Source organism: Gordonibacter sp., from assembly GCF_036667095.1.
Classification (GTDB): Bacteria; Actinomycetota; Coriobacteriia; order Coriobacteriales; family Eggerthellaceae; genus Gordonibacter.
This window is the reverse complement of record NZ_JAVWUP010000016.1, coordinates 1-13944: the sequence shown is the minus strand read 5'-3', so window position 1 is coordinate 13944 and position 13944 is coordinate 1. Positions and strand designations below refer to the sequence as shown.

Genomic DNA, 13944 nt, shown 5'->3' with positions numbered 1-13944 from the left:
ATTCCCCACTCTCCTCCGATGTAAAACAACACTGCCATGCACCGCACGATAGCACAAAGCACGCGCTTGTCCAGAGACCGCGACGCAGCCGGTTAGTTTTTCGTGCGAGGGTTGTGCTCGTCGGACATCCTGAACGACCATCGTCATTATCCCGTCGTATAGAACCACGACACCGTATCGCCGTTTTGAAGAACTTGGCTGCTGCAAGCCACGTTGATTGTCTGCCCGTTCACGGTATACACCCACCCACTGCCGCCACCGTGATCGAACTGAGCCAAACCGCCGATGGCATTCACATAGGTGCCAAAGGAGCTGGGCGTGGCGTTGACCGACAACCCGCATGCCATAAGGGCATCGTAAACCGTCGACCCTTTCGCAAAGGTGGCCGTCGTGCCGCCCGATACCGGATTGCCCACCGCCGAACTGGATACGGAAATCGATACCGTAACGGTATCGTCTTGAGGCTGCCGCCCGGCACTCGACGATGAGCCGCCGGAAGGAGCCGTCGATTCCGAGGAAGCGCCCGCCAGGGACGAGGAAGAACCACCCCCTCCATCCGTTGCGCCAGCGCCCGCCGTACTCGCCTCGTCGCCCGAACCAGCTGCCGAGGCATCGGCTTCGCCTGCAGAAGCAGCGTCGGCGGCACTTTTGTCGGAAGCTGCCTTGTCCTGAGAAGCCTGGGCTTCTTGGTTATTTGCAGCCTTGTCAGCTTGCTCGCTGGTAGTTTGGAGCATACCGGGAGCCGCATCTTGGCCCATCGCGGGCACGAGGAAGAATGCCGACACACCGATGAGGACGACGGAGCAGGCCGCCACGATGCCCGCAATGGCCTTGCGGCGACGCGGGGAATGTGCGCTTTCGGGCCCTGGCGCAGAGGGGCCACCGAATGCGGGAGCCGGCGCGATACGCTCGTCTTTCTCGGAACCGGGTGCGATACGCTCGTCATCCATGATCTACTTCCCTTCCGTCGAGGTGCCCGGAGTACCGGGCTTGCGACGCGTCCGAACAAGGTAGACCGTCGCACAAGCCAGGCCCACGACGCCTGCCGCAATACCACCTGCCGCCCAGGGGTTCACGCCGCCCGCAGACCCGCCTGCAGCCGCAGCCTCAGCCTCACCGCCCGTCGCAGCAGACAGCGGCGTTACCTCCTTGCCGGACGCCGACGCGTCCCTACCAGCACTCTTCGAGGAGGCATCCGCCGCAGCCTTCTTCTCCCCATCGACCGATTTCCCCGGAGTTTTCGTGAGCGGCGCATTCGCAGCAGACACGTAGCCAGAAGCGCCCTTGCCGCCTTGATTGCCTGCATCGTTTCCCGTAGAACCGCCACTTCCGTTCGAGCCGCCATCCGGCTGGCTACTCGGATCGCCTCCGGGCGTGTTGCCGCCTGGTGCTTCGGCATCTTTCCACTTGGCATACAGCGTTATGCCCTCCTGCACCGCCGTGTTGAAATCCCATGCTGCCGTGCAGGCGGCGTTGGAGAACCACCCGTCGAACGTAGAGCCCTGCCGTACAGGATCGGTCGGCCGCAGAACCGCCTTGCCCAGCGCGACGTAGGAAGTTCCCACGTAGGAGCCGCCGTTCGACTCGAAAGTCACGCGCACGCCTTCCTGGCCTTTGAGCGCAAACAGATGGCCCGAGTCGTTCGTGTAGTACAGGTTGCCTTTCTCGTCGGCAACAACCGATCCCAAGCCATAGCTCTGCTGGCCGTCGCCCGGCGTGAACAGCGTGTAGGCCGACACGTCGCCCAGACGATAACCGTACACGCCACCGGGAGCCCCGTTGCAGGTGAAGTACGCATAGGTTCCATCGCTTTGCACCGACACCAAGGGCGACGACTGCGCCTCGCCCCTGCCTCCGCGCACCGTTTGCGCGACGCAGAGCGCTTCCAAGTCGATCACCGAAAGCGTGCCGTAGCCATCTGCATCGAGACCACACACGAACGCCTTGCCACCCGTCGATGCCGGAGTCGAAGTCGACTTGCTGGCGAACTTCACCGAGCCCACCTCGCTCAGGGTGTCTCCGTTGCGGGTGATCACATGCAAGACGCCGTCCGTCGCCACCGCAGCGAACGTCGATTCGGCACCGCGCGCCGTCGCAGGAATCGACACGATGCCCGCACGAACGGACGCGCCGACCGAAACGGAAGACAGCACGTTGCCGGTCTGCCCGTCGACAAGCTTGACGGCACCCGACTCGTCGCCGATAACGAGGTCGTCGCCCGAAGCGGCCGCACCAGCCCAATAGTAACCAGCGGATTTTGACCCTTCAGTATCAGGCTGCATCCACGCAACCGTGCCGTCGGCCAAGTTCACGCACACGAGCGTGCCGCGCACGCCAACGCCTCCCGCACCGACCATGGTGAAGGCCGCATACACGTACGAGCCGTTCACGGTAAGCGACGAGAGCGACTGGTAGCCCAGCTTGCTATCGCCCACCCCGAGCGGCGAGGTCTTCCAGACGCAGGTGAGCGTGTCGGCCGTGAATGCGGTCAGGCTTCCGTTGTCGGAAGGCACGACGACAATGCCGCCGCTGTATACCGGACGGTTGCAGTAAGCGCTGGTCGATCCTACATTCGCACGAAGTTCCCGACCGCTCTTGTCCTTTTTCACTGCACCCGTGGCAGCATCGACCACGCGCAGCTCGCCGTTCACTACCAGATAGATCGAGCCGTTCACCACCAGGGGTTCCGACACACTCGCATCGCCCTGCGCGCCCTCCTTGAAGTTGTAGGCCCAAGCCTGCTCGGCGGATTGCGACGGCGTGGGGCGTTCGACCACCGCGCCACCCGCAGACCCGCTGCCGAAGCCTGCCCACGACGAATCGTAGCTCGGACGCGAGGCGTCCGGCACGATGACCACCTCGCCAGGGCTGGGAAGGCTAGAGCCATACGTGGAATAGCACCAGACCACGCGGTCACCAGGTTGCAACGCAACCGAACCCGCACCGTAGTCCGAGGATTTGCCGTTGATGAAAAGCTGCCAGTAACGATAGGGCGGCACACTCTCGTTAACAAGCGTAACGCTTTTGGAGAACGGCGACGTGACCGACTCGAGCACCCATCCATACGTGCCCTTCGGGTCATAACTCGCCTCGATGCCCTTTGCTGCGAATACCTGCTCGGACAAATCAGCCGCCGTGGCCCCTTCGATCATCCGGTACGAAGACTCGCGAGCCCATACTTGAGTAGTACCGCTTGCATCTAAGCCTAATATTTGCGCGGCGACCGCAACCTGCCCCGGCATAGTGCCATCCGACCCGTAGACCCACGACACCGTATCGCCAGCTTGCAAGGTATAGCCACTCGCGCCTGTGTTGGCATACGCTCCGTTGATGAAAAGCTGCCAGGACCTCCAAACTCCCGGCGAGACTTCCACCGACTTCAGTTCGACACCATCGTAGGGCGAGAAGATACTGTTCAAATACCAGCCAAACGACCCGTTACCCGCATTGGCCTTCAGCCCCGTCTGCGAGAACATGGCCTTCGACAAGTCGGCCGCCGTCGTGCCCTTGCCCATCGTCAAGGTAACCGGCGAAGCCCATGTCTGGGCAGCCCCATCGACATTTGCACCAACAACCTCGCAGGTCACCGACAGCTGGTCGGTCGGAGCGGGATCGTCCCAAGCACCATAGCGCCACATAACGCTGTCTCCAGGCTGAACCGCATAGCTGCCTGCGCCTACGCCCAAATCCTTTCCGTTGACATAGTATGACCAACCTTTATTGGGAAGAGTGCCCCACGCAAGCTTCAAGCCCGCATCGAAAGGAGAGGTGAGGGAATTGAGAGCCCAGCCCCACTGACCCACCCCGAAGTCCGCCGTCAATCCCGTCGCTTCGAACATCGCTTCGGATACCGCTGCCACCGTAGCCCCACTTGCAAGCGTATAAGGCTGCGCCGCAGCCCACGTCTGCTGGTTGCCGTCTTTGTCCACACCGATAACCGAGCAGGTTGCCGTAACCCAGGGATCAACCTGTCCGCTCGTTCCCACCACCGTGAACGCAGCCGAGACGTTTTGGTTCGCAAGCTGCTGAAAGCTGGTGTTTTCAGGATAACGCTCGGCATAGCGGGCGTATTTCTCGCTCGAAAGACGCGAGTTCAGAGTTACCGGCGTGTTGTACTCAGGTTGTTTGACCAGCAAGTTTTCATGTGCCACCACGTTCGGACGGCTGGATTTGAACAAACGCCAGCCCTCCGACCCCATGGAGTCGTAGCCCTCCAGATCGACCGGCACGATACCGCTACCCGCAGCGTTCGTCGACGCATAGTCGTAAGTCCACGCAAGGGCGCCCGATGCATCGAAGTAGGCTTTCTGGAAGGCGTGCAGGTTTTGCGTGACCGCGTTCGACGACTGGCCGTTCGCAAGGGCTGCAAAGTAGCCAGACTTGGCCGCCTCCATAAGCTCCAGCTCGCGGTCGACATCTACTTGCTCGAGGGGAGCGATCTGTATTGAGAGCGTTTTCGTGGCAGTTATCTCGGGGTTCGCCTTGTCCGTCACCGTCACGGTAAGGTCGACGGGCGCTTTTCCGGCACCTGGCAGCGGGCGGTAAACCGCACCGCGATAGGTGTTGACCACGACGGCATCGTTTGAGGCCTTGTAGGCCACCGCATAATACTTGCCGTCAACTCCAATCGTTCCAGGGTTCGGGAGGCTCAAATCTCCCGCCACCGCATCCTTATCAACCGGGGCGCCCATTTCGACAAGTTTGAGATTGTCGTAGGTGAAGTTTGCCTGCACCTTCTTCTCCAGGGCAGCCTTCTCGGCAGCCATCTTGTCGGGATCGCCCTTCACGGTTACCGGAAAGGCCTTTTCGATGGTCGTGACGGGGCCGCCCGATGACGCAATGGTGCCAGCAGACACCGTCGCCGTCAGCATTGCCGTCCGATCCGAGGCCGAGCGCACCACTTTGCCGGTACTGTCGGACCAACCGGAGCCCTGAATTGCCACAACCGCTTTATCAGAAGAAGCCCATGTCACACTTGACCAGGACTTCGTCGCACCAGAGCCATCCTTCAGCTTATAGGGCAGCGTGATGTTCTTGGTAACAGCATCGACCGTATCGCCCGAAGCAAAACCCATTGCAAGCATCTCGGCCTTCTGTTCAAGCAGCGCAGACACCCGCGACTCATCCCATGGCATCGTCCCGGCATAGAAAGGCGCATACTCATACGTTTGATCGCCCCGCGAGAGCACGAACGTGAAATCGAACTGCCGCAACTGCGTATACGACAAAGACATGCTGGGCGCCTCGTCAGGATCCATGAAGAAATAGGTGATATCCCCATTGGTATCACCATCGACGACCGAGACCCCCACCGTTGCGCTCTCGTTTGTCTTGCGCGCGACCGCCGATTTTGTGGTAACGGCGATATCGTTATAACCCAGTTCTGCGAGCTTCGCCCGCACCACCTCGTTTATATTGGCGTCTTGCCCGTACGTCGGGGTCGCCTTGAAGGATTTCGCCTCGAGCTTTCTAGCCGCGCCCTCAAGGGTATCCGAATCGACAACGGCCCGCGACGTGACCGCCTCAACCGACGAGTCTCCACTTGTTGCCGTTGCCTTGAGGAATTTGCCTGCCGCCTCAGCGGGAATGGCTAGCGTCTTGGAACCCACGCCATCAAGCGGCACAAACACTCCCTGCGCCGTATCGCTGACAGACCACACCAGGCTCACGTTATCGCTTACGTCATCGCCTGTTGACAGGCCCGTCAGATTTTTTGCCTGCACCTTCGCCGCGATCTTATCACCCGTGAACAGGTCGCCCGAATTAGGGGAAAGCGTCACGCGCAGCAGGTCGTACCCGCCTTCAGCCAACACACGGTACGCAGTGCTGGCTGCATCGTTTACCAACGCGCTCGCCGAGACTTTTACCCACTTGCCCACCAGGGCAGCATCGAGCGTAAGCTTACCGGAAGCATCCGCTCCTGAAGCCAGAGGCACAAAGGTGCCCGTTTGCGCGTCGGACACAAGCCAGGTATAGGTCACCTTCGCATCAGCAGGAACATCGTATTCGAAAGAACCTTTCTTATACCGCGCCGTGGGCGTGATCACCGCGCCCGCCTGCATAGCTTGCCCCGACGAAGCAAGCTTCACGGAAGACAGGTCATAGGCACCCGCAAGCTTAACCGGCCCTAAGGGGCTGACCGGCTGCGTAGACCCACCATAGGGTTTAGAGGTGCTTGTTGAAACGTTGAGACTCGTCGCCTTCACGCGCAGGTAGTTACCCAGCATATCGGCGGCAACCGTATAGGCCTTGCTCGTGGCCCCGGGAATATCTTTGAATGCGGTATCCGACGTTGTACTGGTGCTGGCATATTGCCACTGATAGCTCACAATCGCTTGGTCGGAGACGGGAGTACCGCGGTCGTCATCGCCATAGGCAACAGCATTGAGCGTCTTGCCCACCTCGGCCGAACCGGAAGCCTCCACTTTATACAGCTTGAAGGCTCCCTTTTGCACCACGGGACCTGCAGCCGAAGCCTTCACTTCACCGAAACCGCCATCGACACACGCCACGAGGTACGCGCCCATCATGTCCTCGGTCACCGTAAGCGTGCTGGTGGTAGCATCCTCTATGCGAGTGGTCGCCGTGCCTGCGGTATTGCCGCGATACCACGACCAGGTCAGCTTGTCGCTGGTAGTCACATCGACGGATCCGGATGCGGCACTGGCCACGATCACGTCGCCCGGATACAGATTGCCGTTCTTGCTCGCAGAAACCGACGTAACGTTGACGGCGCCAACGGCACCGATTGCCTTAGTTGCCGTGGTGGTGCTTTTACTCGCGCCAATCTTGGCCGAAATGGCGCACCTGACGAACTTACCCTCATAGCCGGCATCAAGCATCAAGTCACAAGCCGTCTGCCCGGCAATGTCGGTAAAGACCGAATTGTCCGTGCTCACCTGCCACTGGTAGTTCAGCTTGTCGCTACCGATGAAATCCGTGGCGCCTTTTTCCTTGGCCCTTGCCGTCACGGTATCGCCCACCGAGAACACATAGGTGCCCGCAGCACCCTTAGCAAGTGAGGTTGCGTAGATGTCGACCGCCCCAGCAAGCCTGATCGGGCCGGGCACAGAGCTCGAAGTAATGCCAGAGAACCCCGGGCCGAAGTAGTCAGCACCTTCCACCGTAACCCTGATGGCAAGGTACGAGCCGGACAACTGCCGTGCCAGCTCGTCGGTGATCGCGAGGTTCTGGGACGTTTGACCCGGAATCGGAGCATAGCTGGAAACACTGGACGACTGGCTTGGTGCGCTCAGCCACTGATAGCTCCACGAGGCGTCATGCGCGATGGACGTGTCGGAAGCATAGTCGTTGACGTTCGCCCATAATTCGGTCCCAACTTCGAGAGCGCCCGTCACCTTCGACATGCCGCCCTTGTCCTGCGCATCCTGGATGAAGACGTACACCCTCTTGTCGAACGCGCGCTCTGAATCCAGCTCGGTCGAGAGGGTCTCGACCGGCAAAGGCGGTGCTTGCTCGGCGGAATTGGACGGAGGGCTTTGCAGAGCCTCCTTGGATGCCGAGCTATCGGACAAAGGAGGCTTTGTTGCCTCCGGGGCAACGGGTTCGAGCTCGGGCTCCTCCGAAGGCGCGGCCGCATCCGGCACCAAGGCAGGAGCATCCGGCTGCTCGCCTTCGACGTCCGGGGCGCCCTCTGTCGGAGAGGCGCTTTCCACGGAACCAACGCTTGTCGCATCCGCCCAGGCCACGCTCGGCACCAGCGATGCCGCCAACACCAGCGAGAGCAGCAGCGAGAACAATCTCTGGGGAATGCTTGCACCGTCTGAGCCGATGCGCACGAACAAAGAACCGAGCATAGTCGGAACCTCTCTTTCCAGGGCCACGAGGTACGATGGATAGGTAGTCCGACTTCGCCTCATCAGGAACGGGCCCCACGCCTGCGGCCTTGTCCGTCCCATCAGCGTTTACGGTTACTGGTATAGCGCGGGATTCCCACCCGCATTCCCCTCGTCCGCAAGCGGACGGCGCCGTGCCCGACGCAACCATCATTGCCAATCAACGCGTTGAAGTATAGCGCATAGGCGCCCAGGCGCATCGCTCGCAGATTGCTATTTCTCGCGAAACGCAATCGAAGCCAACGCAATTCGTAAGGCCACAGACCTGACATTTCGCCGCAGGGGCCGGTCAGAGCATGATCGGCCCCTGCACTACCTTTACTGGAAGCCCAGCGACTCCACCGGATCCAGCTTCGCAGCGCGCCGTGCGGGGTAGTAACCGAACACCACCCCGATGAGCACGCAGACCCCCGCCGCCCTCTTTCGCTGCTGCGCCCAATGCGGTACCCTTGCAGCATCAAGGCATGCAGGACGAACTAGAAGGATAACAGGCAGCAGTGGGCGAGTTCTCGGACAAAGTGTTTACCGTAGTTCGACGCATCCCGACAGGGAAAGTGGCAACCTATGGGCAGGTAGCCCGCTTGGTCGGCGCCCCGCGATCAGCGCGCTACGTAGGCTACGCGCTCCACGCCAACCCCGATCCGGGTGCCGAGGTGAACAGCATCCCCTGCCATCGCGTAGTGTTCAAGGACGGCGGCCTGTGCCGCGGTTACGCGTTCGGAGGACCCGAGGTGCAGCGCACCATGCTGGAAGAGGAAGGCATCACCTTCGTCGACGACGACCATATCGATATGGGAGCCTGCGCCTGGGACGGCATTTCGGGCGAAGTCGAGGAGCCCGAAATACCTCTCGCGCCTCCGCCCGGCTTCGATTGGGAGCGCGAGCTGGGCGACTAGCCCCCCAGCAACACAAGACGGCGGATTGCCACATACCCTGCCCCCAACCCTGCCCCCTACCTGCCCCCTCAGATGGCGAGATAATCGAAAGAGAGGACCCGGCTTCATGGAACAAGGAAGAACACAAGTGTACACCGGCAGCGGCAAGGGAAAGACGACCGCAGCCGTCGGGCTGGCCGTCCGCGCGGCCGGCACCGGGCTGCACGTGTACTTCGGGCAGTTCATGAAGAACAACCCCACCGGCGAACTGAATGTCTTCGCACTGATGGGCGATGCCATCGCGGCCGAACAGTACGGCACGGGACGCGAGCTGGATGCGCCCGATGCCGAGGCAGACACCCGAGCGGCGCAGGCAGGATTCGAGGCGGCACAGGCTGCGCTTACAAGCGGAAGGTACGACATCGTCGTCCTCGACGAGGTGAACGTGGCAGATCATCTGGAATATCTCGAGCCGGGCAGCCTGCTTGAGCTGGTGCAGGCCCGCCCCAGCGGAGTCGAGCTGGTGCTCACCGGCCGCTACGCAAGCGAAGAGGTCATGGCAGCGGCCGACCTGGTAACCGAGATGCGCGAGGTGAAGCATTACTTCGCCAGCGGTACCCCCGCACGGCGCGGCATAGAGTTCTAAGGAGGCGAAGCACCATGAAGCTGCTGTTACACGCGTGCTGCGGGCCATGCTCGCTCGAGCCCTTGCGCCTGCTGCGCGAGGAGGGGCACGATATAACCATCCTGTTCTCCAACGCGAACATCGCCCCAGCCGACGAGTACGCACGGCGTCTGGACACGCTGCGCGCCTGGGCGGAATCGGAGGGCGTCCCCGTCATCGACGACGTGTACGAGCCGGCTGCCTGGGAGGCCGGTGCCGGGCGCGTGGGCGAAACGGCGCTCCACGCAGCCGGGGGCAACATGGAGCAGGTGGCAATCCAGCCCGCCCTGCGCGAGGCCCGCTGCCGCGCATGCTACCGCCTACGCTTCGAGCGCACCGCGCAACGGGCAGCCGCTCAAGGGTTCGATGCGATCGGTACCACGTTGTCGGTAAGCCCCTACCAGTTCACCGAGGTCATCCATGAGGAGTTGGAGCGCGCGGCGGCCAACGCAGGAGTAGCCGCCCTGTTCGAGGACTACCGCCCCTTCTACGACGAGGCCACGCATCGTAGCCGCGAGCTGGGCATGTACCGTCAGAACTACTGCGGATGCCGCCTCTCGGATGCCGAGGCGGCCGCCGAGCGCGACCTGCGCCGCCGCGAGCGCGCAGCCGAACGCGCGGCACGCCTCGAGGAGCACGCCGCCGAGCGCGAAGCCGAGGAAGCCGCCCGCGCGACCCGCCGAGCCGAGCGACAGGCCTACGCCGACAAGCAGGCCAAGAAGCGCGCCGCCCTGAAGGAGTTGCGCAACCAGCGCCTCTCGAAAGCAGGCCGAGCACTTGAAGACCCGGCTTCTCACCGTCACGGCAAATGCCTATAATGGAAAGTTCCGAACAAGCGCCTCCTCGGCGCGCCGAACAGGATACCCTCCAAAGGAACACCCATGAGAACCTCCGATTTCGACTACAATCTGCCCCCCGAGCTCATCGCGCAGGAGCCCGCCGCCCAGCGCGACGGATGCCGCCTGCTGGTGATGAACCGCACAACCGGCGCCTTGGAAGACCGTATCTTCCGCGACATCGCGGACTACCTGCGCCCCGGCGATCTGCTAGTAGCCAACGAGACGCGCGTCATGCCGGCGCGCCTCTTAGGCACGAAGCGCGGCACGGGCGGTGCAGCCGAGGTGTTTCTGCTGCGCGAGATGCCAGCGCACGAGGCGAAGACCGACAAGAGCGCGCTGTGGGAAGTGCTCGTGCGCCCTGGCAAGCGCCTGAAGCCGGGGACGGGTGCCATCGTGGACTTCTCCGACGCAAACGGCAATGTGGCACTCTCTGCCGAGATCGTTGACTGGGTCGAGAACGCCGAGAAGGGCGAGCGCCTGGCCCGCCTGGCCACGTCGCTGCCCTCGCTCGACGAGGCGCTACACGCCGTGGGCCACGCGCCGCTGCCTCCCTACATCAAGAACTACGCCGGCGACGAAGAACTCTACCAGACCGTGTACTCCCGCCGCGAAAGTTCGGCAGCGGCGCCTACGGCCGGCCTGCACTTCACGCCCGAGCTGATCGAGCGCCTGCGCGAACAGGGTGTGCGCTGGGAAACAGTAGAGCTGGAAGTGGGCCTGGACACGTTCCGCATCGTGGACGAGGACGACCCCGAGCAGCACACCATCCATACCGAGCGCTACACCGTGCCCGAGCGCACCGTGAGCGCCATCGCCGAGACGCGCGAGTGCGGCGGGCGCGTCATCGCCGTGGGCACCACGAGCGTGCGCAGCCTGGAAAGCGCCTGGGACGCAGAAGCGGGCACCGTCACGCCGCGCGAGCGCGAGGCGACGTCGCTCTATCTCCTGCCCGGCAGCGAGTTCCACGTAGTGGACGCGCTCGTCACAAACTTCCACGTGCCGCGATCCACGCTCATGATGCTCGTCAGCGCTTTCAGCACTCGCGAGAATATCATGGCCGCTTACGCCCACGCCATCGAGGAGCGCTACCGCCTGCTCTCCTTCGGCGACGCCATGTTCATCGCGTAGACAATCGCCTCGAAGCTGCGCGTCGTCGCCTTTCTCACGCAAAAAGGCCCTCGGAATCCCAAAAGACCGAGGGCCTTTTTGCGTTCTACGACACCACTCCGCATTCGCCCGACAAATGCTACACCGCGAAGATCGCCCTGCCAGCCGCTACGCCGTCGGCGATGCTGCCCACGCCGCAGATGCCGCTGCGCACCTCGCCACAGGCGTGCAGGCGCCTGCAATAAGCCAAAACATACCCCTTCTTCCCCATAGAAAAATGACCCCGCAAATGCGGGGCCATTTCGGCATAAAATGTGAATCGGCGGTTATGCCTTCGTCACGTTGCTTGCCTGGAGCTTGCCGTTCTGGCCAGTCGTGACGTCGAACTGCACTGCAGAACCTTCGTCAAGGGTCTTGAACCCGTCCATCTTGATCTCAGAGAAGTGGACGAACAGATCTTCGCCATCATTCTGAGAGATGAACCCATAGCCTTTTTCGGGGTTGAACCACTTAACAGTACCTTCCGCCATTTTAAATCCTCTTTCCTCTCCTTGACCACTCAAGGAGGTAACACTGTATGCAGCCGCCTTGCGGGAGCACTCGCCCTCACCTCGAGAGCACGTGTTTACTATACGCTATCTCGAAGGAAAAAACTTCGAGATTTGCGGTTTCACCGGTTTTTTACCGTTTTGTAAGGTATCGGACCGAAAAACCGCTCGATAACAGCAGTGCGTACGCTTCCCTATTGGGCACGATCTTGCACAGGAATACGTGCGCCCGCTTCCTCACCTGCATCTTTCGGCATATCATCCTTGATGCCGGGAAGAAGGATGCGCGATTTGAGCAGGGCGATCCAACAGATGCCCGCAAACGCCATGGTAACCACAACAAGCGATCCGACGCCTACAACGTAGTTGGGCCAAGGCAGCACAGCCAGCGCCATGCCCACGCACCCGATGGCCGTATGGGCGAAGTTGATGAGCGACGAGGCTGCACCGGCATCGCTTTCCTGCTGCGAGAGCAGGATGTCGGTGCTGTAGGGGCGTACGCAGGCCTCCGTCATGGCGAACACGAGGAACGTGAGACAGAACAGCACGGGCGTCAGCTCGCCCACCAGCAGCATGGCCGCACCGGAGCCGAGCGCCACCGCCAGCAAGATGCTGGTAAAGCGACGCGCGCTGATATGCTTCGACACCTTCAGCCAGATAACCGGACCCGCTGCGGTCAGTAGGGCGGCAGCGGCGAAGAACAGGCTGTACTCGATCTCGCTAAGCCCGAAAAATGAGATGTAGATATACGAACCCACGGCAATGTAGGCCATGAACGGCAGGTTGAACAGGCCCACGATACCCAGAAACGAGGCGAATCCCTTATTGCGGGCCACCACGCCCAAACGCCCCAGACTGCTGAACACGCTGCCCTCGAAGCGCTTTTCGGCTGGGAGCGTCTCCTCGAACATCACGGCCAGCGTGCAGCATCCCACACCGACGGCACCCAGGGCGACGAACGTCATGCGCCAGTTGACCACCTGCATGATGAGGGCGCCCAAGAACGGAGCCAGCACCGGCCCGATCACGAACATGATCTGGACGAGCGAGAGGATGGCGGCGCGCCTCTGGGGCACGAACGCATCCTTCACGATGGCCGTCGCCACCGCGCTGACGGCACCGGCACCCAGTGCCTGCACCACACGGAAGAAGATGAACATCCAGATATCCAGGGACAAAGCGCAAAACGCACTGCCTACCGTGTAGACCAGGACGCCCGCCAGCAGTACCGGACGACGTCCGTAGCGGTCGCTCACCGGGCCAAACAGCAGCAAGCCCACGGCGAAGAACAGGAAGTACCCTACCAAGGTCAGGTTGACCATGCCGGTTGAGGTCGAGAACAGCTCCGCCATATGCGGGACGGCGGGCGTGTACATATCTAAGGACAGGGGTGTCACCAGACTGGAGACGACGAGGAGGACAACGAGTCCTAGAGGTCCGAGCTTTCGCTGAGGCTGGACCAGCCATTGCTTCATATTCATTTTGTTTGATTCCTTCTAAATTTCGAAGGCGACCCGAACGGGATTACAAGGCAGTTACTTTAGTGGAACCAGCCAGAATGGGGCCGTAATCTGCCGATCACCATAAAGTCACCATGAGTTAACAAAGCGACGAGTCTTCTGCCGAAAAATATGTCCGATCAGCATAAACGCCACGAAGGGCTCGCCACCCATCTACGGGGCGAGCCCTTCGGGCAAGGGAGGGGAATCGTCTTTCAGGGTGACGCTTATATCTCCTGGTACACGCCGGCCAGTTGCTCACCGAGGCATTTGCCCCCCACCAGACAGCGCCCATGGCTGTTGCCCTGCACGTTGATGGGGTAGTCGTAGGCGTACAGATCGCCCGAGCAGTTGCCTATGGCGTACAGGCCTTCGACCGGACGATCCTCCGCGTCGATCACTTCGAAGTGATCGGAAACATGGATGCCGCCCACGACCGCCAACAGGCCCGCAGAGCTGCTGTCTCCGAAGGGAAGGCTCGCAAACGCGATAACCCACACAAATGCAAACCCCAGATGGTACCACCGCAACGAATGCAGCAGCGTTTTTGCCTTAT

At 61.5% G+C, this 13944-nt stretch carries 9 protein-coding genes and 1 riboswitch; of the genes, 4 read left to right on the top strand and 5 right to left on the bottom strand.

Annotation, left to right across the window (positions count from 1 at the left end; translation table 11 throughout):
* Nucleotides 1–146: 146 nt before the first annotated feature.
* Both RR842_RS03095 and RR842_RS03090 read right to left on the bottom strand, forming a co-directional pair.
* Entirely contained in the window at nt 147–950 is an 804-nt protein-coding gene (locus tag RR842_RS03095) for a DUF4430 domain-containing protein (RefSeq protein ID WP_332512688.1), read from the bottom strand.
* Nucleotides 951–953: 3 nt separating this feature from the next.
* Nucleotides 954–7817 (bottom strand): DUF4430 domain-containing protein, encoded by a 6864-nt coding sequence (locus RR842_RS03090; protein ID WP_332728959.1) that lies wholly within the window; start codon nt 7815–7817, stop codon nt 954–956.
* Between the two features lie 19 nt (nt 7818–7836).
* Nucleotides 7837–8023: riboswitch (cobalamin riboswitch) on the bottom strand.
* A 330-nt stretch (nt 8024–8353) separates the two neighbouring features.
* Between RR842_RS03090 and RR842_RS03085 the strand changes: the two genes are divergently transcribed.
* The 4 genes from RR842_RS03085 to queA all read left to right on the top strand — a co-directional run bounded on the left by RR842_RS03085 (nt 8354) and on the right by queA (nt 11362).
* The gene (locus RR842_RS03085) at nt 8354–8752 is read left to right on the top strand and encodes an MGMT family protein (RefSeq protein WP_332728958.1); all 399 of its coding nucleotides are present in this window, start codon (nt 8354–8356) and stop codon (nt 8750–8752) included.
* A gap of 106 nt (nt 8753–8858) precedes the next feature.
* Nucleotides 8859–9377 carry a cob(I)yrinic acid a,c-diamide adenosyltransferase gene (locus tag RR842_RS03080; RefSeq protein ID WP_332728957.1) on the top strand — a complete coding sequence of 173 codons (519 nt, stop codon included), beginning with the start codon at nt 8859–8861 and terminating at the stop codon, nt 9375–9377.
* Between the two features lie 14 nt (nt 9378–9391).
* The gene (locus tag RR842_RS03075; protein WP_332728956.1) at nt 9392–10213 is read left to right on the top strand and encodes an epoxyqueuosine reductase QueH; all 822 of its coding nucleotides are present in this window, start codon (nt 9392–9394) and stop codon (nt 10211–10213) included.
* Between the two features lie 63 nt (nt 10214–10276).
* On the top strand, nt 10277–11362 hold the full coding sequence (gene queA / locus RR842_RS03070) for a tRNA preQ1(34) S-adenosylmethionine ribosyltransferase-isomerase QueA (RefSeq protein WP_332515100.1): 1086 nt from the start codon (nt 10277–10279) through the stop codon (nt 11360–11362).
* A gap of 305 nt (nt 11363–11667) precedes the next feature.
* Here the strand turns inward: queA and RR842_RS03065 are convergent, their stop codons facing one another.
* The 3 genes from RR842_RS03065 to RR842_RS03055 form a co-directional block, all read right to left on the bottom strand.
* Nucleotides 11668–11871 (bottom strand): cold-shock protein, encoded by a 204-nt coding sequence (locus RR842_RS03065; RefSeq protein ID WP_332515098.1) that lies wholly within the window; start codon nt 11869–11871, stop codon nt 11668–11670.
* A 212-nt stretch (nt 11872–12083) separates the two neighbouring features.
* Nucleotides 12084–13370 carry an MFS transporter gene (locus tag RR842_RS03060; RefSeq protein ID WP_332518390.1) on the bottom strand — a complete coding sequence of 429 codons (1287 nt, stop codon included), beginning with the start codon at nt 13368–13370 and terminating at the stop codon, nt 12084–12086.
* A 245-nt stretch (nt 13371–13615) separates the two neighbouring features.
* Nucleotides 13616–13944 (bottom strand): FAD-binding protein (locus RR842_RS03055; protein WP_332728954.1); only part of this gene is annotated, 329 nt, incomplete at its 5' end.